The following is a 23,801-nucleotide window of genomic DNA, read 5'->3' as shown; positions in this document are numbered from 1 at the left end:
TTGTCCGCACCCGCCCGCGGCACCCGGCCGCGCAACCGCCGCGCGCTGATCGTGGCCGCGGCCGCGGAGCTGTTCGTCCGCCGCGGTTATCCGCACGTCGCCATGGGCGACATCGCCGACGCCGTCGCGATCGGCCCGTCCGCGCTGTACCGGCACTTCCGCGGCAAGCAGGAGCTGCTCGCCGCGGTGGTCGAGGACGCGTTGACCGCGCTGGCCGTCACCGGCCTCGGCGAGCTGGCGGCGGCCACGCTCGACCGGCGTGACGTCGGAGTCCTGTGGCAGCGGGAGTCCCGCCACCTCGAACCGGCCGAACGCCACCGCGTCGGCAAGCCCCTCCGGCGGCTGGCCCGGCAACTCGCCGGGCAGCTTCGTGACGGGCGCCCGGAGCTGACCGCCGATCAGGCCGCGCTGCTGGCCTGGTCGGTGCTCGCGGTGCTGGTCAGCGTCTCCTTCCAGCGCGTCGACCTGCCGCGCCCGGCCTACGACGAGCTGATGACGTCCCTGGCCGCCGCGGTCGCCGGCGTCCGGCTCCCGGACCTGGGTGAACGAGCACCTGAACCAGCCGTCGAGCCCGCGTCCCGGCGTGAGCTGCTGCTGACGACCGCGACCCGGCTCTTCGCCGAGCGTGGCTTCCACAGCGTGGCCATCGAGGAGGTCGGCGCGGCGGCCGGGATCGCCGGGCCGAGCGTCTACCACCACTTCGAGAACAAGGCCGAGCTGCTGACGACGGCCTTGAGCACCGGCGCCGACGCGCTCGGCGCGGGCCTGCGGACAGCGTCGCTGCCCGTGCTGCTGCGGTCCTACGCCGGGTATTCGCTGGCCCACCACGACGTCGTCGACCTGCTGATCACCGAGGTCGGGCTGCTGCCGGAACCCGAGCGGCACGAGCTGCGCCGCACCCAGCACGAGTACGTCGAGGCGTGGGTCGGCCTGCTCCTCGACGTCCACCCGGACCTGGGCGCGGGGCCGGCGCGGGTGCGTGTCCAAGCCGTCCTCACGGTGGTCAACGACGTTGCCCGGACTCCGCACCTGCGTAGGCTGCCGGGGGTCGAGGACGCGCTGCACGTCATCGGATCGGCTTTGCTCGAACTGTCCGATTCAGGTAGTTCCGGGCAGACTTTGTGACCTGTATCACTCTTGTTTCGTAACGCCTCTGGCGATCACCGGGCCCGGGGAGGTCTCCTCGTCAACGGGCTTTGTTGTGACCCGCAACAAATCCGGATCGACGAGGAGGTCGTCCCCGATGCCCCACTCCCGAAGATTCGCCCTCGGCGCCCTGGCCGGCGCCGCGCTCATCGCGATTCCGCTGACCTTGCCCGCGTCGGCGTCCGTCCCGCCCCCGGAATCCGGCTGGACGACGGTGTTCGCCGACGACTTCACCGGCGGCTCCGGCGCCCTGCCGTCCGGCGCGAACTGGATCGTCGACACCGGTCACGCCTACCCCGGCGGCCCCGGCAACTGGGGCACCGGCGAGATCCAGAACTACACGTCGAGCCCGTCGAACCTCGCCCTCGACGGGGCCGGCAACCTCCGCATCACGCCGCTGCGCGACGGCGCCGGCAACTGGACGTCCGCGCGGATCGAAACCCAGCGCACCGACTTCAAGCCGCCCGCCGGCGGGGTCATGCGGATCGAGAGCCGGATCCAGATGCCGAACGTCACCGGCGCCGCCGCGCTCGGCTACTGGCCGGCCTTCTGGGCGCTCGGCGGCCCGTACCGCGGCAACTGGTGGAACTGGCCCGCCATCGGCGAGTTCGACATCATGGAGAACGTCAACGGGATCAACTCCGTCTGGGGCGTCATGCACTGCGGCGTCAACCCCGGCGGCCCGTGCAACGAGACCACCGGCATCGTCAACAACCGGGCCTGCCCGGGCGCGACCTGCCAGGCCGGGTTCCACACCTACCGCTTCGAATGGGACGCGAGCGTCAGCCCGCAGGTGTTCCGCTGGTTCGTCGACGGGCAGCAGTTCCACTCGGTCAGCCAGAACCAGGTCGACGCGACGACCTGGGCCAACATGACGAACCACGCCGGCTACTTCGTGCTGCTGAACGTCGCGATCGGCGGCGCGTTCCCCAACAACAACTCCGGCACCACGACGCCGGGGCCGGGGATCGTGCCGGGGCACCCGATGGTCGTCGACTACGTCACGGTGAGCACCCGCGGCTCGGGCGGCGGCGGCACGACCACACCCACGACTCCGCCGACCACCACGACTCCGCCGTCCGGCGGCGGCAGCGCGTACAGCACGATCCAGGCCGAGTCGTACAGCCAGCAGAACGGCCTCGCCAAGCAGACGACCACCGACACCGGCGGCGGCCAGAACATCGGCCCGGCCGGCAACGGCGACTGGGCGCTCTACCCGGGTGTGGACTTCGGGAGCAGCGCCGCGACCAACTTCCAGGCGCGGGTGGCGTCCGGGGCGGCCGGCGGGGTCAGTGGCCTGGTGGAGGTGCGGCTGGACAGCCTGTCCAACGCGCCGGTCGGCAGCTTCGCCGTCGGCAACACGGGCGGCTGGCAGAGCTGGCGGACGATCCCGGCGAACACCAGCGCGGTGACCGGGGTGCACAACGTGTACCTGACGTTCACGAGCGGCCAGCCCGCCGACTTCGTGAACCTCAACTGGTTCACCTTCGTGCATTGATTGAGGGACCCGCGGGCGACGCTTTCGCCCGCGGGTCTCCCCACTTCAGGCGGACGGGGGCTGGACATTGCACTCGGCAATGGGCAGGATGCGTTTCACTGTGAGTGCTCACGATGACACCCGGAAGCTCGTGGTCCTGGCTGTGGACGACGAGCCTCGAGGTCTGGACGAACTCGTCCACTGCCTGCGCAACAGCCCGCACGTGGCCAAGGTGTTCCCGGCGATCGACGCGTCGGAGGCGCTGAGGCTGCTGTCGACCGACGACCCGAGGCTACGCGAACGCAAGGACCGCGGCCTCCCGATCGTCGACGCCGTCTTCGCCGACATCGACATGCCCGGATTGTCCGGCATGGAGATGTCGCGCGTGTTCGCCGCGCTCCGGCCCTCGCCCGCGCTGGTGTTCGTCACCGGGCACGCCGAAGAGGCGGTCAACGCCTTCGACCTCGGCGCCCTCGACTACGTCCTCAAGCCGTACCAGCAGGACCGCCTCGACCGCGCTATCTCGCGTGTCATCGAGAAGCTGGCTTCGGCCGCGGCGCCCGCTCCCGGCGCCGTCGGCGGCGAGCCCGGCGTCAAGAACGACGACGAGGTCATCCCGGTCGAGCTGGCCGGCACCACCAAGCTCATCCCGCGCTCCTCGGTCCGCTGGGTCGAGGCCCAGGGCGACTACGCGCGGTTGTTCACCACCGAAGGCAGCCACCTGGTCCGCATCCCGCTGGCGCAGCTCGAAGAGCGCTGGGAGAAGGCCGGGTTCGTCCGGATCCACCGGTCCTTCCTGGTCGCCCTGCCGCTGATCACCGAACTCCGGATGGGCCAGGGCGGCTACCAGGTCGTGATCGGCAACGAGGAGAAAGTGCTGCCGGTCAGCCGGCGCCACACTCGCGCGCTGAAGGACCGGCTGGTCGGTTCAGGCCGGAACGGCTGAGCCGGGGCCGGTCATGACCGAGGACTTCTACGACCGGCGCGCGAACGGCGTCCGCGAGCCCGATCCGACGCTGGGCCGGCGCCCGCAGCGGCCGCTGCCGCAGCCCACCGAGCAGGCCGTCGTCGAGCCGCTGCCGCCGGCGCCGGACGAGCCGCCGAAGCATGAGCAGCACTCGAAACCCAAGCGGGAACGCGTCATCCTCAACGACCCGCGGCGAGGCGCCGGCACCCTGCGCGCGCGCGTCGAGCTGGAGGAGCAGACCAGCTGGGGGAAGCTGCTCGTCCGCGACCACCTGGTGAAGGTGCAGCTGCGGACGGCGTTGCTGCTGTCGCTGCTGGTCGTCGTGGTGTTCGGGTCGCTGCCGGTGCTGTTCTACCTGCTACCCGGGTTCTCCCGGCTGACGCTGGCCGGCATCCCGGTGCCCTGGCTGATCCTCGGCGTGCTGCCGTTCCCGTTCCTGTTCGGCGTCGGCCTCTGGTACAACCGGCTGGCCGAGCGCAACGAACGCGCCTTCGTGGACATGATCGAAAACTAGTTTCGCGCCTCCCCGTGCGAGGATTCCTCCGTGCAGCTGAACCCGTGGGCGTTGACCGGCATCGTGCTGGTCGCCGTGGTGACGTTCTACCTCGGTCACCGCTCTTCGCGGTCCGCCACGAGCACGCACGACTTCCTGGTCGCGCGGCGCACCGTGCGGTCGCGGCGCAACGCCGCCGCCATCTCCGGTGAGTACTTGTCCGCGGCGTCGTTCCTCGGCATCGCCGGCATCGTGCTCAAGGAAGGCGCCGACGCGCTGTGGTTCCCGATCGGCTTCACCGCCGGTTACCTCGCGCTGATGCTCTTCGTCGCCGCGCCGCTGCGGCGCTCCGGCGCGTACACGCTGCCGGACTTCCTGGAGATGCGCCTCGGCTCGATCGGCCTGCGCCGGTTCTCCACGGCGTTCGTCGTGTTCATCGGGATCCTCTACATGGTCCCGCAGCTGCAGGGCGCCGGGCTGACGCTCGCGACGATCCTGCCGGTGCCCGCGTGGGCGGGCGCGGTCGTCGTGATGGTGCTGGTCGCGTTCAACGTGATCGCCGGCGGCATGCGCGCCATCACCGTCGTCCAGGCCTTCCAGTACTGGCTGAAGCTGTTCGCGATCGCCGTGCCCGCGTTCGTGCTGTGCATGGTGTTCTTCGCCGGCGGCGGCCCGGACGGCTTCCGCCCGCTCGGCACGGCCGCCCCGCCGGTCTTCACCACCGACACCACGGTGGACGTGCAGACCGACGTCACCCTGCACGTCGACTCGGACACGTTCCTCTACGCGTACGGCTACGCGGACAACGGCCCGGCCGCCGGGCCGACGCACTGGACCCCGCTGGCCCCGCACACGGTGGCCGAAGGCACCACGCTGAAGTTCCTGGCCGGCACGCCGGTGCCGGTGGTCTCCGACTCCGTCGCCGACAACGGCAACTGGCTGCACCCGGGCTCGGGCAGCCTGACCGACCTGCTCCAGACGTACTCGTTGATCTTCGCGACGTTCCTGGGCACCATGGGCCTGCCGCACGTGCTGGTCCGCTTCTACACCAACCCCGACGGCAAGGCCGCGCGCCGCACCACCGTGCACGTCCTGCTACTGCTCGGCCTGTTCTACCTCTTCCCGACGCTGCTGGGCGCGCTGTCCCGGATGTACGTGCCGGAGCTGCTGGTCACCGGCAAGACGGACGCGGCGATCCTGCGGTTGCCCTCGGCGATGCTGCCGGGCATCGGCGGCCAGATCCTCGGTGCGGTCACCGCGGCCGGCGCGTTCGCGGCGTTCCTGTCCAGCACGTCCGGCCTGCTGGTGAGCGTCGCCGGGGTGGTCTCGACCGACCTGCTGCCGGGCCGGGTGCGGGACTTCCGCGTGGCGACCGTGCTGGTCGCGCTGTTCCCGATCGGGCTGGCCGTCGCGCTGCGGCCGGAGGACCTCTCGCTGTCGGTGGGGATGACGTTCGCGCTCGCCGCCTCGACGTTCAGCCCGTTGCTGGTGCTGGGCATCTGGTGGCGCAAGCTGTCCTGGCCCGGTGCGCTGGCCGGGATGTTCGTCGGCGGCGGCCTGGTACTGGCCGCGCTGATCGTCAACATCGTCAGCGGCTACACCGGGGGCTGGGCGCCGTGGTTCGCCACCCAGCCGGCGTTGATCACCGTGCCGGTCGCGTTCGTCACGACGTATCTGGTCAGCCGCGTGACCGGATACGGCCGCCCGGACCACGTGCACGACATCATGCTGCGGCTGCACGCGCCGGACCCGCTCGGGTTCATGCGGGATCGCGCCGTCGCGCGGTTCGGCCAGGCCGAGGAGAAGACGCGCGTCGCGGGGCGCGGGCGGCATCGTAAGTGATCTGCTGACTCGGCGTCAGAATGCATTACCCGATCGAGTGATTCCATGTCCGCTAAACGGACATCCTTCGCGAATCTCAAGCGGAATTTCTACACAAGGTCAAGCGCCCGATTGGGGGCTTACCAACTACGCCGTTAACTCTTTACGGTCCGTTGGCTTCAAACAGTACGGACAGTACGAGAACTTGGAAGGTGGAGATCCGCTGTGAGCAGCACCGAGGAAGACGTCGGTGGCGCGGAGTCGCAAACGGAGTGGGAAAGGATCCAGGAAAGTCCCGAGTTCACCGGCCTGCGCCGAAGGCTGCGCGTGTTCGTGTTCCCGATGACGGCGCTGTTCCTGCTTTGGTACCTGCTGTACGTGCTCCTCGCCGACTACGCGCACGGGTTCATGAGCACGAAGCTGACCGGCAACATCACCGTCGGCCTGGTCTTCGGGCTCCTGCAGTTCGTGTCGACGTTCGTGATCACCGGGCTGTACGTGCGGTACGCCAACCGGAAGCTCGACCCGGTGGCCGACGAAATCCGTGCGAGCATCGAAGGAGAGCCCGGCCGATGAACCTCGCCGCGGGCGTGGAGGGTTCCAACTCCACCCTCAACATCATCATCTTCCTGGTCTTCGTCGCGATCACGCTGGTGATCGTGTTCCGGGCCAGCCGCAACACGAAGACGGCGTCCGACTACTACGCCGCCGGGCGAGCGTTCACCGGCCCGCAGAACGGCATCGCGATTTCCGGTGACTATCTTTCGGCGGCGTCGTTCCTCGGCATCGCGGGCGCGATCGCGGTCAACGGGTACGACGGCTTCCTCTATTCGATCGGCTTCCTGGTCGCCTGGCTCGTCGCGTTGCTGCTGGTCGCGGAACTGCTGCGCAACACCGGCAAGTTCACGATGGGCGATGTGCTCGCGTTCCGGATGAAACAACGTCCGGTGCGCGCCGCGGCGGCCGTTTCGACGCTGGCCGTTTCGTTCTTCTACCTGCTGGCGCAGATGGCCGGCGCGGGTGGCCTGGTCAACCTGCTGCTCGGCATCGACAGCGAACTGGGGCAGGACCTGGTGATCGCCGTGGTCGGCGTGATCATGATCCTGTACGTCCTGATCGGCGGCATGAAGGGCACCACCTGGGTGCAGATCATCAAGGCCGCGCTGCTGATCGTCGGCGCGTTCGCGATGACGCTGTGGGTGCTGGGGAAGTACGGCTTCAACCTGTCCGACCTCTTCCAGGCCGCCGTCGACAAGGGCGGCAAGGGCGGTGCGGCGCTGCTCGACCCGGGCAAGCAGTACGGCAAGAACGGCACGACCAAGCTGGACTTCCTGTCGCTCGGCATCGCGCTGGTGCTGGGTACCGCGGGCCTGCCGCACGTCTTGATGCGCTTCTACACCGTCCCCACGGCGAAGGACGCGCGGCGCTCGGTGGTCTGGGCCATCGTGCTGATCGGCATCTTCTACCTGTTCACGCTGGTGCTGGGCTACGGCGCGGGCGCGATCGTCGGGCCGGAGAAGATCGCCAAGGCTCCGGGCACGACGAACTCCGCGGCGCCGCTGCTGGCGCTGGAGCTGGGCGGGCCGGTGCTGCTCGGGTTCATCTCGGCGGTCGCGTTCGCCACGATCCTCGCGGTGGTGGCGGGCCTGACGATCACGGCGTCGGCGTCGTTCGCCCACGACGTCTACGCCAACGTGATCAAGAAGGGCGCGGTCTCCACCGGCGGTGAGGTCCGCGTCGCGCGCATCACCGCGCTGGTGATCGGCGCGCTCGCGATCCTCGGGGGCATCCTGGCGAAGACGCAGAACGTGGCGTTCCTCGTGGCGCTGGCGTTCGCGGTGGCGGCGTCGGCGAACCTGCCGACGATCCTCTACTCGCTGTTCTGGAAGCGGTTCAACACCCAGGGCGCGCTGTGGTCGATCTACGGCGGCCTGCTGGTGACGATCGTGCTGATCGTGTTCTCCCCGGCGGTCTCCGGCAAGCCGGTCGACCCGAAGACGCACAAGAGCGCGTCGATGATCCAGGGTGTCGACTTCCACTGGTTCCCGCTCGACAACCCGGGCCTGTTCTCGATCCCGATCGCGTTCTTCCTGGGTTGGCTCGGCACGGTCCTGTCCAAGGAACGCAACACGAAGAAGTACGCCGAGATGGAGGTCCGGGCCCTGACGGGCGCGGGCGCCGAAAAAGCCGTCTCGCATTAGCTCCACCCGCGAAGGGGGCCTTCCGCACCGGCGTGCGGAAGGCCCCCTTCGCCGTGTCGTCCCGCGCGGATCCCGGCTGCGGATTCCGGCACGAACGGTCCGTTCGCACCCTTCCGTCGCGAACGGACCGTTCGTACGCACACCTCACACGCGGGCAACGCCCCGACGTGGCAGCATGGTCAACGTGGTGAGCCCTGCTGAACTGCCGACCGCCGAGGTCCGCGACCTGCCCCAAGACGGCCTCGTGCTGCTCGACGTCCGCGAAGACGACGAGTGGGCCGCCGGGCACGCGCCCGGCGCGGTGCACATCCCGATGGGGGAGCTCCCGGCCCGCGTCGGCGAGCTGACCGACCTGCCCGACGACCAGCCGATCCACGTGATCTGCCGCAGCGGCGGCCGGTCCGCGCGCGCGACGGCGTGGCTGAACCAGAGCGGCTGGGACGCGGTGAACGTCGCCGGCGGCATGGGCGCGTGGCACCGCGAAGGCCGTCCGATGGTCGGCGAGCACCCCGGCATCGATCCCGAAGTGATCTAGCCTTGCACCCGGGTCAGCCTCCGGCGGGACCGCCGTACCCACCCGGGTACTGGCCGCGCCCGGCCGTGCCGCCGCCGAGCGCGCAGCAGCTGCAGGGCCGTGCGCTGGCCGCGCACCCGGAGCCGTACCCGTACCACCGCCGTCCGCACCACCGGCCGAAGCTGCGCTGGGTGGCGACCCCGCCGCCGGGTGCGTGGCCGCGTCGCCGGGCGGTGGCCCCCGAGCGCTACTACGGCCCGCCTTCCTACCCGGTGCCGCCGCGCTGGGGGTTCCCGAACCTGGTCTGGCGCCGTCCGACGTCGGTGCCCGGCACGGCTTCCGACGGCGTCCGCCCGATCGACCGGGTGCGGGTGCTCAGCCGCAGCCTGGTCGGCATCCTGTACGCGTTCGCCGTGCTCTCCGTGGTCGCGGCCGGTGCCGAGATCTGGCGGTACGTGCTGCTCGTCCAGGGCCGTGACGCCGCGCTGACCCGCTCGGTGGTCGCGTTCTCCGACGGGTTCGTGCTCACCGCCGGCCTGCTCGCCTCGATCCTCGCGCTGCTGCCCGCGGGCCTGGCGGTCTGGTGGCTGCTGGTCGCCCGGCAGGCGGCCGCGGACAACTCGGGCGACGACCCGCCGCGGCCGGTGTGGCAGGTGCTGGTCGGCATCCTGGTGCCGGTCGCGAACCTGCCGATGGCCCTGTCGATCGTCGGCGAGCTGGAGCACGCGGTGCTGGGCCGCCCGCGCGACGTCCGCCCGAAGCCGTCCCGCCAGGTCGTCGTCTGGTGGGGCGCCTGGCTGCTGAACTGGGTCATGCTCGGCGTGACGATCATCTGGCGTTTCCGCACCGACGTGCAGTCGATGGCGGACAGCGTCGTCCTGGTCGCGGTGACCGACCTGGCCGCCGCCGCGCTCGCGGTGGTGACGGCGCTGGTCGTGCGGCGGTTCACGGCGCTGCTGGCGCCGTCCGACGCGATGGACCTGCGCGAGCTGCGCGTGCTGAAGGTCGATGGCGCACCCGAGCCCGAGCTGCGGACGAAGCGCCCGGCCGGCGCGGCGCGCTAGTACCCGCCGAAGACCGGTTCGAGCTGGTCGAAGGCCTGTTCCGCGATGGGCCACACGGTGTCGACGATCTGCCTCTTCGGCTCGCCTTCGAGCGTTCGGTCGAAGACCTCTTGGAAGAGCACCCGCAGCACGGTCGTGAGGTGCGCGGCGGCCAGAACCGGCCCGAGCTCCTGCTCGGGGTGCCGGCCGATCAGGAGGTGCGTGAGCGCCGCCTCGCGCTCGCGATGCATCTCGTGCAGCGCGTTCGTCAGGACCTGGCTGTCCTTGATCATCCGGGCGAACCCCCGGTCCGAAAAGCCGACCAGGGCGTGTTCGGCGCCCAGGGCCTCGAAGTAGAGCTCGCGCGTGTCGTGGAAGGCGCTGTCGCGGATCAGCGTCGCCGGCCAGGCCGCGAAGTCCGCGCGAATGTCGAAGACCAGGTCTTCCTTGCGCGGGAAGTGGTTCGTCACGGTCATCTTGGCCACCCGCGCCTCGGCGGCGATCTCCGCGATCGTCACGTCTTCGAAGCCGTTCCGGATGAACAGGCCGGTCGCCACGTCGGAGATGTTTCTCCTGGTCTCGTGCTTCTTCTGGGCCCGGAGTCCCTCGCTCATGCCGTCACTCTACTGGGTCGAACCCAAACTTGTGCTTGACCCAGTGAGTGTGTCCGACCTAATCTGAGGTCGGACCTAACGAGCGGGGGTGGGCATGACAACGGCAGTCCGGCCGGAGAAGGCGCTGTGGCGGCTCGGCGGCGTGCTGATCATGGGCGCGGTGCTGTCGATCCTCGACGCGACGATCGTGACCGTCGGGATCGACTCGATCGCCCGTGACCTCGGCAGCCCGTTGACGACCGTGCAGTGGGTCGCCAGCGCGTACCTGCTCGCGGCCTCGGCGGCGATTCCGCTGTCGGGCTGGCTGACCGACCGGTTCGGCGGCCGCGCGGTCTGGCTGACGGCGGTCGCGCTCTTCACAGCGGGCACGCTGCTGTGCGGCTTCGCGTGGTCGGCACCCGCGCTGATCGCCTTCCGGGTGCTCCACGGCCTGGGCGGCGGTCTGATGCAGCCGGTCGGCCAGGCGGTGTTCGCGCAGGAAGCGGGCCCGGCGCTCGGCCGCATGATCGGCGTGATCACGCTGCCGGCCACGGTCGCCCCGGCCCTCGGCCCGATGCTCGGCGGCGCCCTCGTCGCCGGCTTCGGCTGGCGCTGGATGTTCTTCGGCATCGTCCCGCTGGGCGTCGCGACGTTCGTGTGCGCCCGCCGCCTGCTCCCGGCCCCGGAACCGGGCGGCGTGCGAGAACCCCTCGACGTCCGGGGGATCGCCCTGCTTTCCCCGGGCCTGGGCGCTTTCGTGTACGGCTTGGCCGAAGGCGTCATCGTGGCCACGGTCGCCGGAGCGGCGCTGCTGCTCGCGTACGGCGTCCACGCGGCCCGCGCCCGGTCGGCGGTGCTGGACCTGAAGTTGTTCCGGGACAAGGGTTTCGCGGTCGCGAGTGCGAGCACGTTCCTGCTGGGCGCGTCGCTGTACAGCTCGATGTTGCTGCTCCCGCTGTACTACCAGCAGGTGGAGCACGCGAGCGCGTGGCAGGCGGGCCTGCTGCTGGCGCCACAAGCGGTGGGCTCGGCAGCGGTGCTGCTGGCGGGCGGCCGTCTCCTGGCGCGCTTCGGTCCTCGCACGATGATGCTGGCCGGGATCATGTTGTCCCTGCTGGGCACGATCGCGTTCACGCAGCTGGGCTCGTCGCCCGACGGCGTCTTGCTGACCGTCTCCCTCCTGATCCGCGGCGCGGGCCTGGGCGCGGCGACAACCCCGGGTATGACCACGCTCTACGGCTCCCTGGAGCGATCCCGCATCCCCCGGGCGGCGAGCGCGTTCAACGTGGTCAACCGCATCGGCGGTTCCCTGGGCACCGCGCTCCTGGCGGCGATCCTCCACAACGAACTGGCCGGAACCGCCGCTCCCACGGCGTTCGGCACCACCTTCACGTGGGCCTTGGCGTTGTCGGCCTTGACCCTCATCCCCGCAGCGTTCTTCCCGAAGTCCTCGAGTCCGAAGAGGAGCATCGCGTGACCTTCCGCCTCCTGAGCGTCCACGCCCACCCCGACGACGAGTCCAGCAAGGGCGCGGCAACCCTCGCCCGCTACGCCGCCGAAGGCGTCGACGTCCTGGTAGCCACCTGCACCGGCGGCGAACGCGGTGACGTCCTCAACCCGGCCTTCGACCGCCCGGAGATCTGGGCCGACCTCCCGGCCATCCGCCGCCGCGAGATGGCCGCGGCGGCCGAGATCCTGGGTGTCCGCCAGCAGTTCCTCGGCCACACGGACTCCGGCCTCCCGGCCGAAGGCGAGCCACCACCCGAAGGCTCGTTCGCGGCCCTCTCGCTCGACGAGGCGGCAACCCCACTGGTCGCTCTGATCCGCGAGTTCCGCCCGCACGTGGTGATCACGTACGACGAAACCGGCGGCTACCCGCACCCGGACCACATCCGCACCCACGAGGTGACAAGCGAGGCATTCACCGCAGCCGCCGACCCCACCCGCTACCCAGGCACAGGGGACCCATGGCAGCCCCAAAAGCTGTACTACCAAGCAACCCTGAGCCGAGCGTGGTTCGAAGCCATACACAAGGCCACGCTCGCAGCCGGCCTCGAATCGGCCATGGGCCCGGTCCTGGAAGAACTACCACCCGAAGACAAGCTCCCGATCACCACCAAAATCCGCTGCGAAAACCACTTCGCAACCCGAGACCGCGCGCTCTTGGCCCACACCACCCAGGTGGACCCGGCCCACCCCTTCTTCACCCACTCCCGCGAGATAGAACGAGAGGCCTGGCCCTTCGAGGACTACCACCGAGCCCACCCAGCCCCCGGTCCCGACCTGGAAACGGACCTCTTCGCCGGACTGACCCCATGAGCGCCCCCAACGCACCTCAGCCCACGGCGCCCGGATTCAGTTCGCAGCCGAGCCGGTCTCGACCACGGGAAGAACGCCCCGGTCCGCCAAGCCAGCACTCCCGGATCGCGCGCCGGCATCTCCAGCCACCAAGGCGCCCCGGCTAAGGCCACGATTCGCGTATCCGCCCGCCGCGACCACAGCTCCGGCCGCGGCTGGCGGCAGCTGGAGGATTCGCTCGCGGCGGTGTGCCTCCACCGGCCAGCCGGCCGCTTGCCCTGAACCGAGCGCCGCGACCACTGCTCCGGCCGCGGCTGGCGGCAACTCGTGGATCCGCTCGCGGCGGCGTGCCTCCACCGGGTCCAGCTGGCCGCTTGCCCGGAACCGGGCGCCGCGATCGCGCGCCTCCGGCCGCGGCGGACGGTAACTCGCGGATCCGCCCGCCGCGACCACAGCTCCGGCCGCGGCTGGCGGTAACTCGTGGATCCGCTCGCGATGGTGTGCTTCCACCGGCCCAGTCGGCCGCTTGCCCAGAACCGGGCGCCGCGATCGCGCCTCCGGCCGCGGCTGGCGGTAACTTGCGGAGCCGCCCGCGGTGGCGTGCCTCCACCGGCCAGTCGGCCGCTTGCCCAGAACCGGGCGTCGCGACTACTGCTCCGGCTGCGGCTGGCGGTAACTCGTGGATTCGCTCGCGGCGGTGTGCTTCCACCGGCTCAGCCGGTCGCTTGCCTGGGACCGGGCGTCGCGACCACTGCTCCGGCCGCGGCTGACTGCAACTCATGGATCCGCTCGCGGCGGCGTGCTTCCACCGGCCAGCCGGCCGCTTGCCCAGAACTGGGCGCCGCGATCGCGCGCCTCCTGCCGCGACGTCGGTAACTGGCGGATCCGCTCGCGGCAGTGTGCCTCCACCGGCCAGCTGGCCGCTTGCCTGGGACCGGGCGCCGTGACTAATGCTCCGGCCGCGGCTGGCGGTAACTTGCGGATCCGTTCGCGGCGGTGTGCCTCCACCGGCCAGTCGGATGCTTGCCCAGAACCGGGCGCCGCGATCGCGGCGCCAGCCGCAACTGCCCCTTCCGCGAAAGGTGCAGCTTCTTTGCCAAGCCGGGCAAGCGATCGAACCTCGTGCTACCTGGTCGCCCGCAACCGCAACCGAGGCCGCAACACCTGGTTGCCCGCAACCGCCCCGGTGTCTCCACCAACCCGCCGTTCGTCCGGCGCGAGCCGCGGCAACCCGCGGACCCGACCAGCACAGCGAGCCCAGCCGTGAGGCTCAGCTCAGGCCGTGACCCGCAGTTCCCGCAGCCCCCGGATCACGAACTCCGGTCGCCGCGGCGGTTTCTCCACCAGGCGCAGCCCCGGCACCTTCTCCGCCAACGCGGTCAACGCCGCGGCGATCTCCACCCGAGCGAGAGGAGCACCCACGCAGTAGTGAATCCCCATGCCGAACCCGAGGTGCGCGTTGGGCGTCCGGCCGATGTCGAGTCGGTCCGGGTGCTCGAACACCTTCGGGTCCCGAGCCGCGGCTCCCAGCAACGCGCCGATCTTCTGGCCGCGCGCCACCGCAAAGCCGGAGATCGTCACGTCTTCGGTCGCCGTCCGCTCGAACAGCTGCAAGGGCGCGTCGAACCGGATCAGTTCCTCCACGCACGCATCGAGCAGCGACGGCGTGGCCAGCAGCCGGTCCCACTGGTCGCGGTGGGTGAGGAGGGCCGTGATGCCGTTGCCGAGCACGTTGACCGTCGCTTCGTGGCCGGCCATCAGGAGCAACACCGCCGTGGCGACCAGTTCGTCGGGGGTCAGCTCGCTGCGGAGGAGGTCGCTGATGATGTCGTCGCCAGGAGAGCCGGCCCGGGTTTCAGCCACCGACCGGACGTACGAGACGAACTCCTCGGCGGCTTGCTCGGCGGCGTCGCGCTCTGCCTCGGGGAGGCCGTACTCGTACATCTTCACGATCGCGTTGGACTGCTGCACCATCCGCGGCCCGTCGGTGCCCGGGACGCCGAGCAGTTCGGCGATCACCGCGACCGGCAGCGGCTGGGCCAGGTGCTCCAGCAGGTCCGCGCTGCCGTCGGTGGCGATCACCGCGGCCAGGTCGTCGACCATGCGGGCGGCGAGCTTCGCGACCATCGGCCGCAGGCGCTGGACGTGGCCGCGGCCGAACGCGCCCGCGATCAGGCGCCGGAGCCGGGTGTGGGCCGGCGGCTCGTTCTCCAGCAGGGAGTTGCGGTGCAGCAGGTTGAACGAGGCGAACCGTTCGAGCGGCTGGGCGTCCTGCCAGATCCGGCCGAGCCCGCGGTGGCGCAGCACGGCCGACGACGCGGCGTGGGACACCGTCAAAGCCAGGCCGAGCCCGTCGTGGAAATGGACGTCGCCTTGGGAACGGAGGGCCGCGAAGGCCGGGTAGGGGTCTTCGAGAAACTCAGGATCGCGGGGGTCGAACACGTCGCGAGACTAACCCTTCGATAGCGTTCCAAGCCGAGCCAGAGGAGGCAGCAGTGGGCAAGGGCGCGCGCAAGAAGGGTCCCAAGCAGGCGTCGGACCGCAAGCCGAAGGTGCGCGACGTCTTCGTCGGCCAGCCGTTCGAAGGGCTGGCCGCGGAGCCCGAGCTGATCGCGCTGCGTGAGTTCGTCCCGTCCGCGACGGCGAAGCTCACCCTCGCCGACGGCGGTGACGTCACCCTTGGCACCGTGCTGCCGATGGCCGCGGCCGCGTTCGTCCGCTCCGACGGCGAGCGTTACCTCGGCCTGCAGGTGCAGACCCGGTCCTCCGACATCAGCCGCGACCTCGGCCGCTCGCTGAAGTGGCTGCTGGACGCCAAGGAGGGTGACGTTCTCGGCGTGCCGGACACGACCACCCCGCCGTCGGCCGACGAGAAAGCCCGGCTGCAGGACCTGCTGACCCCCGGTGCCGACCTCGACGTCACGCTGCACACCGACTTCGCCTGGTGGCTGCCCGAGGACGCGGACGCCACCGGTGACGTCGCGGTGTCCCTCGAGCGCGCCAACGCCGCGATCATGCCGACCGAGCGGCTCGGCTCGGGCGCCTACTGGGTGCTCGCCGGCGACAAGGCGCACCTGCGCTGGGTGCGTCCGGAGCCGGAGAACCTGCTGCTCCAGGCCCTGGCGCGGCTGTCCGCGGCCGGTGAGCTCGGCCTCGGTGAGGGCTCGCGCTACGCGGGCTCGTTCCGGGCCCACGGCCTGCTCGTCCCGGTGTGGGACCTCGACACCGAGGCCCACGCCCGCGAGTGGGCGGACGCGAAGGACGCCCTCGGCGTCCGTCTCGAGACCGCCCTCAAGTCCCTCGACGCCGAGCCGCTGAACGCCGCCGAGCGGCGGGCGCGTGACGGCCTGATCGGCCGTCAGCTCACCCTGCGCTGATCCGAGCCAGCACGACGAAGGGGCCGTTCCGCGAGGGACGGCCCCTTCGTCGTGCTGGATGAGCGTTCAACCAGGCACTATGTGGCGCACGAGACACCGCCGCCGGATCGCGCCGGTGGGACCATTCACCCCGTGATACTCCACATCTGCGGGGCGGCCGAGTGGGCCGAAGTGGGCGAAGGCGGCGAGTACCGGGCGCCGTCGCTGGAGGACGTCGGGTTCATCCACTGTTCCGACTTCGGCACGGCGCACCTGCCGGCCAATGCGCTCTACCAAGGCCGCACCGATCTGGTGCTGCTCGAGATCGACCCGGCGAAGCTCGGGGTCCCGGTCCGCTGGGAGGACGGCGAGCCGCCGCACCCGGCCGGGATCTGGTTCCCGCACGTCTACGGGCCGATCGCGCGTGACGCCGTCGTTGATGTCCACGAGTTCACCGTGCAGGCGGACGGCGGCTTCCGGCTGCCGGAGTCGCTCGCGCTCCGCTGACGCGGAGCGCATCACAGCGTCTCCGAATTCGTGCGGGGACGCGGGCAACCTGAGGGGGTTGTGATGCGTGTTGGGGAGGAAGGTGACTCGGCTTCTGGCTACCCGACCCCGATGGGAGGCGATACGGTGACCGCTGCGGCACCCGTCTTCACCGGGGGAGATACCTGGGTGACCAGCGCAGGCCGAGGGAGGGCCGCGACGTTGCCGGGTGAGTTCGCCGACTTCGGTGACTTCGTGCAGGCCACTCTGCCGGGATTGCTGCGGTACGGCCACGCGCTCACCGGCAATCCGCACGACGCGGCGGACCTGGTCCAGACCGTGCTCGAGAAGATGGGTTCACGCTGGAGCTACGTGCACGACAAGACCGGCGATCCGCTGGCCTACGTCCGCCGTTCGATGGCGAACGCGCACGTCAGCCGCTGGCGTCGGACCCGCCGGGAAAACCTGGTGGCCGATCTGCCGGACACCAGTCCGCACGTGCCGGACGACCCGTTCGAGCACGAGCCACTGTGGCGCGCGCTACGAACGCTGCCGCCGCGGCAACGCGCGGTGATGGTGCTGCGTTACTACGAAGGTCTCTCGGAAGCGGAGATCGCGAGTGCCCTCGGCGTCACGCAGGGCACCGTCAAGAGCCAGGCAAGCAAGGCGATCGCGTCGCTGCGGATGAAGCTGAAGGCGACCGACGGCGAAGGGAGTGAAGCAGGTTGAACATCTCCGAGGACGAACTGGAGCAGCGCCTGCGTGCCCTGTTCGCCGATGAGCGGCTCGACTTGCCTCCGCCACCCGACGCCGGCACGGTCATCGTCGCGGGCGCACGTCGACGTCGTCGGCGCCGTCAGGGCGTTTTGACCGCCACCGGGGTCGCGGCGGCCGTGGTGGTCGTCGCCGGCGGCCTCACCATGGTGCGCCTCCACACCGAGGAGGGCACCGCGGTGATATCCGCCGGCGGGTCCTCGATCAGCGTCAAGCCTCCCGAGAACCTCACGCCCGGCCGGCCGCCCCAGCCGTCGGTCGCCGCGCCGACCAGCACGAACGACATCGAAGCCTCCTCGCCGCCGGCCACCGCGCCTCCGCGGACCGTGCGGCCGCCGTCGGCCCAGCCGCCGTCGAAGCTCGCGCCGGTCTCGACCGGGCCGCTGCTCGCGTCGGACGGCTTCGGCAACATCAAGCTCGGCATGTCCGAGGCTCAGCTGACCGCCCAGGGCGTGACGCTCAGCGACGCCCAGGTCGGCGGGAGCTGCACCACCTACACGGTGCAAGGCAGCGGAGTCCCCTCGGCGGCGACCGTGGTCATCTCGAAGGCCGTCGGGCTCACCGTCGTCACGCCGGCGCAGACGGCCCACACCAGCGAAGGTGTCGGCGCCGGATCCACGAAAGACCAGGTTCTCGCCGCCTACCCCGAGGCCAAGAACGAGCCGGGCGGCATCGTCGCCCCGGCGCTCAGCACCTCGGAGTACCACTTCCGGCTCGATGACACCGGGGTCGTGCAGACCAGCCTGATGAGCCTCAACCAGGACTGCGCCGGCTGACCGGCGCCGCACGCGGAAAACCCGGGCTGTCCACAGGGGGAGAGCCCGGGTTTTCCGGCTACTTGCGCTGGGCGCAGCGTGGTGGGGAGCTCTAGAGCGCTCCGCCGGCCACCGGCGGCATCTGCGAGTCCACGCCGGCGTCGCCGACGGACTCGCGGTGCAGGTGCGCCTCGACCTCGAACAGGTTGCCGTTCGCGCGCTTGACGATCGTCAGCAGCGTGTTCATCTGCGAGATCTCTTCGACCTGCTCCTTGAGGAACCACTGCGTGAACTGCTCGCTGATGTAGTCCTCTTCGGCGCGGGCCGCCTTGGCCATCGCGGAGATGTCGGTGGCGACCTCCTTCTCCTGCTCGAGCGCGAGCTCGATGAGCTCGGTGACGCCGGAGAATTCGTTGCGCACCTCCCCGGTACCGGGGATTTCGACGTGGTGGTCGCGGTCGAGCATGAACTGCACCAGCGCCATCGCGTGGTTGCGCTCTTCGACCGACTGCTTGTAGAAGTGCTTCGCCAGCTGCGGGAGGTCCTCGGCGTCGAACCACACCGCGAGCGCGATGTATTGCTGGGACGCGTTGAACTCGTTGTGGATCTGCGCCTGCAGCAGCTCGTAGAACTTGGAGCGCGGTTCTTTTTTGTTGAGGAGGGCCATGCATCTAACGGTACTTCAGAATGCGAATCAATGCCACTTCAGGGTGGTGATCTACCCCCTATTAGGTTACCATTCCTAAAGAAAGACGAACCTAATTTTGGTAAGCCTTCCCTAAACCTCTTATGCCATTTAGGGAAGGCTTACTTGAATTCACAGGGGATCGCGGCGCACCGGGCAGGACATGCAGCGCGGCCCGCCCCGGCCGGAGCCCAGCTCGGACCCGGTGATCGGCAGCACCTCGATGCCCGCCGCCTCGAGACGCTCGTTCGTCTCGACGTTCCGCTCGTAGCCGACGACCACGCCGGGCGCCAGCGCGAGCGTGTTGTTGCCGTCGTCCCACTGCTCGCGTTCGGCGGTGACCGGGTCCAGGCCGGTGTCGATGACGCGCAGCCGGTCGATCTCCATCGCCTCGGCCGCGGCGATCAGGAACGGCGCCGGGCCGGCCACCTTCACGCCGCCGTCGCCGGTCGGGCGCAGGGTGAACGCCGTCAGCGAGTCGCGGGCCAGCGGGTACATCACCACCGCGTCGGCGTCGACCATCGTGCACACGGTGTCGAGGTGCATGGTCGCGCGGGACTGCTCGATCGGCACCGCCAGCACCGTGTGCGCGATGCCGTCGGCGAACACCGAACGGGCCAGCGACTCGGCACCGGCGGCCGTCGTCCGCTCGCCGACGCCGATGGCGAGCACCCCCGGCGCCAGCAGCATCACGTCGCCGCCTTCGATCGGCGCCGAATGGGCGCCGTACGCGCGGGCCGCGTGCCGGAAGTACGGGTGGTACGCGTAGATCAGGTCCAGCACGGCCGTTTCGCGGCGCCGCGCGGGCATGGTCAGCGACGAAATCGCCACCCGGTCGGCGATCCACGCCGACGAGTCGCGCGTGAACAGCAGGTTGGGCAACGGGTCGACGGCGAAGTCGTGCGGGTGGTTCATCATCCGCACCAGGGACGCGCCTTCGGCCGAGGGCAGTTCCTCGAACGTCATCCCGGCCATCAGCACCTCGGCGAGGCCGGCCGCGTCGACGCCGGAAAGGTGCGACCGCAGCGAGTCGGCCAGGTCGCCACCGAGGCGCCGGTCGTCGACCGCGGCGTGCACGCCGGCCGCGTGCGCCCGGACGTCTTCGAGCGCCGTGCGCAGCGCGTCGGCCAGCAGCAGGACTTCGACGCCGCGGCCGCGCAGCACGTCGGCGAACGCGTCGTGCTCGGCCTGGGCCCGGTCGACCCAGGGGATGGAGTCGAACAGGAGCTGGTCGTTGTTGCGGGGCGTCAGCCTTTTGAGCTCGTTGCCGGGCCGGTGCAGCAGCACCGCGCGCAGGGGTCCGACTTCGCTGTCCACCCGGGGAGGTGTCGTTTCGTCGATCACCACCCGAGCCTAGTCAAGGCAGCCAGGAAAGGTGACCCTTCAGCAGGGCATACCCGACGAAGGACACAAAGTCGAACAGCGTGTGCGCGGCCACCAGCGGCCACAGCCGGTTGGTCTTCTGCCACAGCCGACCGAACACCAGGCCCATGACCAGGTTCCCGACGAACCCGCCGAAGCCCTGGTACAGGTGGTACGACCCGCGCAGCACGGCGGCGCCGACCAGGGCGTTGTTCTCGCGGACACCGAGCTGCCGCAGCCGGGTCAGCAGGTACCCGATCACCAGCACCTCTTCGGCGAAGGCGTTGCCGAACGCCGAGAGCGTCAGCGAAACCGGCCGCCACCACGTGTCGTTCAAAGTGGACGGTTGCACCGCCAGGCTGAAGCCCAGGTGGTAGGAGATGAAGTACAGCGCCAGCCCGGGAATCCCGATGACGGCGGCGAGCGCGACGGTCAGCAGCGCGTCGCGGCCGGGCGACCGGCGGTCCAGCCCCACCTGGGTGATCTTCACGCCCGCGCGCCACAGCAGGTACAGCCCGAGCGCGCCCCAGCCGACCAGCTGCGCGGCCGACAGCAGCTGCTTGAGCAGGTCGATCAGGCTCGCCGCGGCCTGGGGCACGTTGAGCTGCACCTGCTGCTGCGACAGCGGCGCCGGCTGCAGCAGCGAGTCCACAAGGGACAGCAGGCTGCGCACGCCGGACAGGCCGAGCGTGATCCCGAAGACGATCAGCAGCTCGATCTTGATCGCCTTGCGCTCGCGCGGGTCCTCGATCGCGTCCGGGAAGTCCGGGCGGGCCGGGGCCAGCCACGATCGCGCGGTGAAGGTCATGAGCGCACGCTACCTTCGACGTATGCCCAGGACTATCGCCACCAACGAGACCGTCGACCGTGCCGAGCTCATCGAGTTCCTGTCCACCCGCCACCGTGCGATCCTGCTGACCACGAAGGCCGACGGCGGCCCGCAGCTCTCGCCCGTCACCTGCGGGGTCGACGCCGAAGGCCGGCTGGTCATCTCGACCTACCCGAAGCGCGCGAAGATCGTGAACATCAAGCGCAACCCGCAGGTGTCGGCCTGCATCCTGTCCGACGAGTGGAACGACCGGTGGGTCCAGCTCAACGGCACCGCCGAGGTGCTGGACATCCCGGATTCGGTCGAGCCGCTCGTGGACTACTTCCGCAGCATTTCCGGCGAACACCCGGACTGGGACGAATACCGCGAAGCCATGGTCAAGCAGGGCAAGAGCATCATCCGCGTGACCATCGAGAGCTGGGGTCCGCTCGCCAAGGGCGGCTTCCCCGCCGAACTTGCCTGACTAGTCTGACGCGCCCCGCAGGAACGGACAGCCGACCAGCCGCCGCAGCTCCATCGCGAGCTGCGGCGGGCTGTCCACCGACTTCGAGAACGCCAGCCGCACGTCGTGGTCGCCGACGTCGGACTCGACGCGCAGCCGCAGCCCGAACCGGTCCAGCCCGAGCGGGCGGATCCGGCCGCCGCGCAGGTCCGCGGGCAGGTGCTTGGCCAGTTGCTCGACGACGTCGGAGTGGTCGCTCTCGAGGTGCCGCAGCCACTGGGCCTCGTAGTCGTGGAACGGGTCCGGCGCCGCGGCGCTGAACATGTGCGGGCGCAGCGAGTGTGTGCCTTCGGCGTCGGCGAGCACGAGTGACGCCGGGGTGAGCCGCAGCAGCGTCAGGCCGTGGCCGACGTCGAGGAGCCGCTCGTCCGGCCGGGATTCGGCGATCGCCACCGCCCGCGCGCGGGCGGAGACCGGCGAGAGCGGCCGCAGCCAGCCGGTGATCCAGAGCAGGCCGCGGATCGGCTCGCGCAGGTCGACCGGCGCCTGGTCGGCGAGTTCCACCATCACGGCCAGCTCGCCGCGCTCGGTCTGCTTGCTCGCGCGGACCATCGGGTGCTCGTCGGGCAGCAGCAGGCTCACACTGCCGCTGTGGTGCACGTGGTGCAGGACCGGGACGACGCGCTCGGACTCGCACCCCGCGCGTTCGCAGGTGGGCATCACCGACGCCGGGCCGGCGCGGGTCGCGATCGTCTTCGCGCGCTCGGCGGGGTTCGGGGCCGGCGGACGGCGGATGGATGTCGGTGCTTCGGTCACGGCTCACCTCCTACTTAGGTGAGCCTAACCTGAATCCGCCGGTCTGGGTAGTCGCTGGTTCACGTAGTCCGTCACGGCACGTTCCGCCGAACGGAGCATCCGGTAACGCCGATGACCGGTTCACCGAAAGGGTCGGTGACCAGTGTCGACACGGTGGGGGCTCCACGTGCAGATCGTCCCGGCTCACGAGCGCGTGCGCGCGTTCGAGTTCGACCCCGCCATGCCGTCCGGCGCGCTGCCGATCTTCGGCGAGTACCTCGACCGCATCGGCCGGACCATCACGAACCAGCGGCTCGCGGGCTGGCCGTTCGTGCTCCTCGGCTTCTCCCAGTTCTTCACCGGCACGGGCATCGCCATCCCGGTGTTCCTCATCGTGCTGTTCGGCTTCTTCCAGGTGTTCTGGCTCCACCGCGGCCGGGTCGGCGTGCCCGAGAAACGGCTCAAGCGCGAGCGGTTCCGGCGGGTGGACATCGCCGCGGACGGGCTGGTCGCCAGCGGCCGGACCGTCGGCGTGCGACTGGCGGACGGCCGGTGGCTGCGGGTCCGGCTGGACGAGGCGTTCCGGCTGCTGCTGGCCGGTGACCGCCGGGTGTGGCTGCTGGGCTCGGGGCCGAAGGTGTTCGTAGGCTTCCCCGGTGTCGTGCGGGTCCGCCGCGCCCGGATCCACGACACGCCGCCCGCGCACGCCGTCGCCGTGCCGCAGACGGCCTGGTCCGCGTCGCCGCGGCTCGACCCCGTCCTCGCCGCGCACCGACGGCGCCGCGCCCGTGAGACCTGGGAAGCCGCCGCGTTTCTGCTGGCCCTGGCCGGGTTCGCGACCTGGGTGCGGCTCGACTTCCCGGCGGACGACGGCGCGACCGGGTTCGTCGTCCTGGTGTTCACCGGGCTCGCGGTTCTCGCGCTGGCGGCCGCGATCGGCGTCGCGCTGCGCTCGGTCGCCTACCTCGGGCCGCAACCGGCGGACCACTGGACCGAGCTGCGCGCGGTGCCGGACGGGCCGGTGCGGGTGAGCCCGCACGGCTCCGCCCGGGTGAGCGGCCTGACGATGCTCGCCGACGGCCGGGTCGTCCCGTTCCGCATCCACGACGCCGATCCGTCGACGGCCGCGAACGTCGCGGCGACGGGACGCCTGTGGATCGCCGGCGTCCCGCGCCCGGGCCGGTCCGCGACGGGCGTCCCCGGCTACCCCGTGCTGGGGACGGTCCGGCTCGGCTGAGCGGGCGTGCGGTCGTGGCGCGGGAGCAGGAACGGCGTCACGAGCACCAGCACCCCGGCGATCCCGATCGCGACGCGCGGGCCCGTCAGCCCGGCCAGCAGCCCCCAGGCCGCGGTGAGCGCCGCGATGCTCGCCTTGGTGCTGACCGACCACGCCGACAGCGTCCGCGCGATGCGGTCGGCCGGGAGCTGCTCGAGCCGGTAGGTGGCGAGCACCGGGTTGAACACGCTGCAGAAGAAGATCAGGCCGAGCTCGACGACCATCACGTATACCAGCCCGCCGGCGCCGGTGGGCAGAAAGGCCAGTGCGAGCAGCCAGCACGCGCGCAGCACCCCCGACGTCCACAGCACGGTGTGCCGCCCGAACCGTGCGACGAGCCGCGGGGTCAGCCGCGAGCCGGCGAGCCCGCCGAGGCACGGGACGGCGAACGCGAGCCCGTACTGCCAGGGCGTGAACCCGAGCTGGCCGAGCATGAGCACGGCCAGCAACGGCTCGGTCCCCATGATCAGGCCGTTGAACAGGAGCAC

Annotated in this window: 24 protein-coding genes; 17 read left to right on the top strand and 7 right to left on the bottom strand. The window is 70.6% G+C overall.

Annotation, left to right across the window (positions count from 1 at the left end):
- The 9 genes from ACGFMK_RS42655 (at position 1) to ACGFMK_RS42615 (ending at position 9,683) form a co-directional block, all read left to right on the top strand.
- The gene (locus ACGFMK_RS42655; RefSeq protein ID WP_392775607.1) at positions 1 to 1,125 is read left to right on the top strand and encodes a TetR/AcrR family transcriptional regulator; all 1,125 of its coding nucleotides are present in this window, start codon (positions 1 to 3) and stop codon (positions 1,123 to 1,125) included.
- 118 nt (positions 1,126 to 1,243) lie between these two features.
- The gene (locus ACGFMK_RS42650; RefSeq protein WP_392775604.1) at positions 1,244 to 2,644 is read left to right on the top strand and encodes a glycoside hydrolase family 16 protein; all 1,401 of its coding nucleotides are present in this window, start codon (positions 1,244 to 1,246) and stop codon (positions 2,642 to 2,644) included.
- An 88-nt stretch (positions 2,645 to 2,732) separates the two neighbouring features.
- On the top strand, positions 2,733 to 3,569 hold the full coding sequence (locus ACGFMK_RS42645) for a LytR/AlgR family response regulator transcription factor (RefSeq protein WP_392775601.1): 837 nt from the start codon (positions 2,733 to 2,735) through the stop codon (positions 3,567 to 3,569).
- A gap of 13 nt (positions 3,570 to 3,582) precedes the next feature.
- Entirely contained in the window at positions 3,583 to 4,104 is a 522-nt protein-coding gene (locus ACGFMK_RS42640; RefSeq protein ID WP_392775599.1) for a hypothetical protein, read from the top strand.
- 30 nt (positions 4,105 to 4,134) lie between these two features.
- Positions 4,135 to 5,925: a cation acetate symporter gene (locus ACGFMK_RS42635; protein ID WP_392775597.1), complete on the top strand. Its 1,791-nt coding sequence runs from the start codon at positions 4,135 to 4,137 to the stop codon at positions 5,923 to 5,925.
- Between the two features lie 204 nt (positions 5,926 to 6,129).
- Positions 6,130 to 6,480 (top strand): DUF485 domain-containing protein, encoded by a 351-nt coding sequence (locus ACGFMK_RS42630; RefSeq protein ID WP_392775594.1) that lies wholly within the window; start codon positions 6,130 to 6,132, stop codon positions 6,478 to 6,480.
- Positions 6,477 to 8,105, top strand: coding sequence for a cation acetate symporter (locus tag ACGFMK_RS42625; protein WP_392775592.1), 1,629 nt, complete (start codon positions 6,477 to 6,479; stop codon positions 8,103 to 8,105). Before ACGFMK_RS42630 ends, ACGFMK_RS42625 begins: the two co-directional genes overlap by 4 nt.
- A 175-nt stretch (positions 8,106 to 8,280) precedes the next feature.
- Positions 8,281 to 8,640 (top strand): rhodanese-like domain-containing protein, encoded by a 360-nt coding sequence (locus ACGFMK_RS42620; RefSeq protein ID WP_323325508.1) that lies wholly within the window; start codon positions 8,281 to 8,283, stop codon positions 8,638 to 8,640.
- Positions 8,641 to 8,642: 2 nt separating this feature from the next.
- Positions 8,643 to 9,683 (top strand): DUF4328 domain-containing protein, encoded by a 1,041-nt coding sequence (locus tag ACGFMK_RS42615; protein ID WP_392775589.1) that lies wholly within the window; start codon positions 8,643 to 8,645, stop codon positions 9,681 to 9,683.
- Here ACGFMK_RS42615 and ACGFMK_RS42610 read toward each other — a convergent pair.
- Complete coding sequence (locus ACGFMK_RS42610; protein ID WP_392775586.1) at positions 9,680 to 10,276, bottom strand: TetR/AcrR family transcriptional regulator; 597 nt, start codon at positions 10,274 to 10,276, stop codon at positions 9,680 to 9,682. The two genes, ACGFMK_RS42615 and ACGFMK_RS42610, sit on opposite strands and share 4 nt — an antisense overlap.
- Before the next feature lie 94 nt (positions 10,277 to 10,370).
- Here ACGFMK_RS42610 and ACGFMK_RS42605 point away from each other — a divergent pair, with 94 nt between their 5' ends.
- On the top strand, positions 10,371 to 11,732 hold the full coding sequence (locus tag ACGFMK_RS42605) for a DHA2 family efflux MFS transporter permease subunit (RefSeq protein WP_392775584.1): 1,362 nt from the start codon (positions 10,371 to 10,373) through the stop codon (positions 11,730 to 11,732).
- Positions 11,729 to 12,574 carry a mycothiol conjugate amidase Mca gene (gene mca, locus ACGFMK_RS42600; protein ID WP_392775581.1) on the top strand — a complete coding sequence of 282 codons (846 nt, stop codon included), beginning with the start codon at positions 11,729 to 11,731 and terminating at the stop codon, positions 12,572 to 12,574. Before ACGFMK_RS42605 ends, mca begins: the two co-directional genes overlap by 4 nt.
- Before the next feature lie 1,254 nt (positions 12,575 to 13,828).
- On the opposite strand, the gene ACGFMK_RS42595 is transcribed toward mca, so the two are convergent.
- On the bottom strand, positions 13,829 to 14,995 hold the full coding sequence (locus tag ACGFMK_RS42595) for a cytochrome P450 (protein ID WP_392775578.1): 1,167 nt from the start codon (positions 14,993 to 14,995) through the stop codon (positions 13,829 to 13,831).
- Positions 14,996 to 15,048: 53 nt separating this feature from the next.
- On the opposite strand from ACGFMK_RS42595, the gene ACGFMK_RS42590 reads away from it, so the two are divergent.
- The 4 genes from ACGFMK_RS42590 (at position 15,049) to ACGFMK_RS42575 (ending at position 17,945) form a co-directional block, all read left to right on the top strand.
- Positions 15,049 to 15,930 carry a DUF5926 family protein gene (locus ACGFMK_RS42590; RefSeq protein WP_392775575.1) on the top strand — a complete coding sequence of 294 codons (882 nt, stop codon included), beginning with the start codon at positions 15,049 to 15,051 and terminating at the stop codon, positions 15,928 to 15,930.
- Between the two features lie 132 nt (positions 15,931 to 16,062).
- Complete coding sequence (locus ACGFMK_RS42585; RefSeq protein ID WP_392775573.1) at positions 16,063 to 16,416, top strand: DUF952 domain-containing protein; 354 nt, start codon at positions 16,063 to 16,065, stop codon at positions 16,414 to 16,416.
- A 201-nt stretch (positions 16,417 to 16,617) separates the two neighbouring features.
- Positions 16,618 to 17,124, top strand: a complete 507-nt coding sequence (locus ACGFMK_RS42580; protein ID WP_392775625.1) for a SigE family RNA polymerase sigma factor — start codon at positions 16,618 to 16,620, stop codon at positions 17,122 to 17,124.
- Complete coding sequence (locus ACGFMK_RS42575; RefSeq protein ID WP_392775570.1) at positions 17,121 to 17,945, top strand: hypothetical protein; 825 nt, start codon at positions 17,121 to 17,123, stop codon at positions 17,943 to 17,945. The genes ACGFMK_RS42580 and ACGFMK_RS42575 overlap by 4 nt, the downstream gene beginning before the upstream one ends.
- Before the next feature lie 91 nt (positions 17,946 to 18,036).
- Here ACGFMK_RS42575 and ACGFMK_RS42570 read toward each other — a convergent pair whose 3' ends face one another.
- The 3 genes from ACGFMK_RS42570 to ACGFMK_RS42560 all read right to left on the bottom strand — a co-directional run bounded on the left by ACGFMK_RS42570 (position 18,037) and on the right by ACGFMK_RS42560 (position 20,779).
- On the bottom strand, positions 18,037 to 18,591 hold the full coding sequence (locus ACGFMK_RS42570; RefSeq protein ID WP_392775567.1) for a ferritin: 555 nt from the start codon (positions 18,589 to 18,591) through the stop codon (positions 18,037 to 18,039).
- Positions 18,592 to 18,741: 150 nt separating this feature from the next.
- Positions 18,742 to 19,926, bottom strand: a complete 1,185-nt coding sequence (locus tag ACGFMK_RS42565) for an arginine deiminase (protein WP_392775623.1) — start codon at positions 19,924 to 19,926, stop codon at positions 18,742 to 18,744.
- 40 nt (positions 19,927 to 19,966) lie between these two features.
- The gene (locus ACGFMK_RS42560; RefSeq protein ID WP_392775564.1) at positions 19,967 to 20,779 is read right to left on the bottom strand and encodes a CPBP family intramembrane glutamic endopeptidase; all 813 of its coding nucleotides are present in this window, start codon (positions 20,777 to 20,779) and stop codon (positions 19,967 to 19,969) included.
- 22 nt (positions 20,780 to 20,801) lie between these two features.
- Between ACGFMK_RS42560 and ACGFMK_RS42555 the strand changes: the two genes are divergently transcribed.
- The gene (locus ACGFMK_RS42555) at positions 20,802 to 21,263 is read left to right on the top strand and encodes a PPOX class F420-dependent oxidoreductase (protein ID WP_392775561.1); all 462 of its coding nucleotides are present in this window, start codon (positions 20,802 to 20,804) and stop codon (positions 21,261 to 21,263) included.
- Here ACGFMK_RS42555 and ACGFMK_RS42550 read toward each other — a convergent pair whose 3' ends face one another.
- Positions 21,264 to 22,058 (bottom strand): DUF2470 domain-containing protein, encoded by a 795-nt coding sequence (locus ACGFMK_RS42550; RefSeq protein ID WP_392775559.1) that lies wholly within the window; start codon positions 22,056 to 22,058, stop codon positions 21,264 to 21,266.
- A gap of 166 nt (positions 22,059 to 22,224) precedes the next feature.
- Between ACGFMK_RS42550 and ACGFMK_RS42545 the strand changes: the two genes are divergently transcribed.
- A complete protein-coding gene (locus ACGFMK_RS42545; protein WP_392775556.1) occupies positions 22,225 to 23,274 on the top strand; it encodes a hypothetical protein in 1,050 nt (349 codons plus the stop codon).
- On the opposite strand, the gene ACGFMK_RS42540 is transcribed toward ACGFMK_RS42545, so the two are convergent.
- Positions 23,241 to 23,801: MFS transporter (locus ACGFMK_RS42540; RefSeq protein ID WP_392775554.1), on the bottom strand; the 561-nt coding region annotated here is incomplete at its 5' end. The genes ACGFMK_RS42545 and ACGFMK_RS42540 overlap by 34 nt on opposite strands.

Source organism: Amycolatopsis sp. NPDC049252, from assembly GCF_043197175.1.
Lineage (GTDB): Bacteria > Actinomycetota > Actinomycetes > Mycobacteriales > Pseudonocardiaceae > Amycolatopsis.
The sequence above is the reverse complement of the archived record's forward strand: the minus strand, read 5'-3'. Positions and strand labels throughout refer to the sequence as shown.

What these genes read in the sequence shown, in the direction of transcription:
- ACGFMK_RS42650 (WP_392775604.1), top strand. Translation starts at nt 1,244, where the DNA reads ATGCCCCACTCCCGAAGATTCGCCCTCGGCGCCCTGGCCGGCGCCGCG.
- ACGFMK_RS42645 (WP_392775601.1), top strand. Translation starts at nt 2,733, where the DNA reads ATGCGTTTCACTGTGAGTGCTCACGATGACACCCGGAAGCTCGTGGTC.
- ACGFMK_RS42640 (WP_392775599.1), top strand. Translation starts at nt 3,583, where the DNA reads ATGACCGAGGACTTCTACGACCGGCGCGCGAACGGCGTCCGCGAGCCC.
- ACGFMK_RS42625 (WP_392775592.1), top strand. Translation starts at nt 6,477, where the DNA reads ATGAACCTCGCCGCGGGCGTGGAGGGTTCCAACTCCACCCTCAACATC.
- ACGFMK_RS42620 (WP_323325508.1), top strand. Translation starts at nt 8,281, where the DNA reads ATGGTCAACGTGGTGAGCCCTGCTGAACTGCCGACCGCCGAGGTCCGC.
- ACGFMK_RS42610 (WP_392775586.1), bottom strand. Translation starts at nt 10,276, where the DNA reads ATGAGCGAGGGACTCCGGGCCCAGAAGAAGCACGAGACCAGGAGAAAC.
- ACGFMK_RS42605 (WP_392775584.1), top strand. Translation starts at nt 10,371, where the DNA reads ATGACAACGGCAGTCCGGCCGGAGAAGGCGCTGTGGCGGCTCGGCGGC.
- ACGFMK_RS42570 (WP_392775567.1), bottom strand. Translation starts at nt 18,591, where the DNA reads ATGGCCCTCCTCAACAAAAAAGAACCGCGCTCCAAGTTCTACGAGCTG.
- ACGFMK_RS42560 (WP_392775564.1), bottom strand. Translation starts at nt 20,779, where the DNA reads ATGACCTTCACCGCGCGATCGTGGCTGGCCCCGGCCCGCCCGGACTTC.
- ACGFMK_RS42555 (WP_392775561.1), top strand. Translation starts at nt 20,802, where the DNA reads ATGCCCAGGACTATCGCCACCAACGAGACCGTCGACCGTGCCGAGCTC.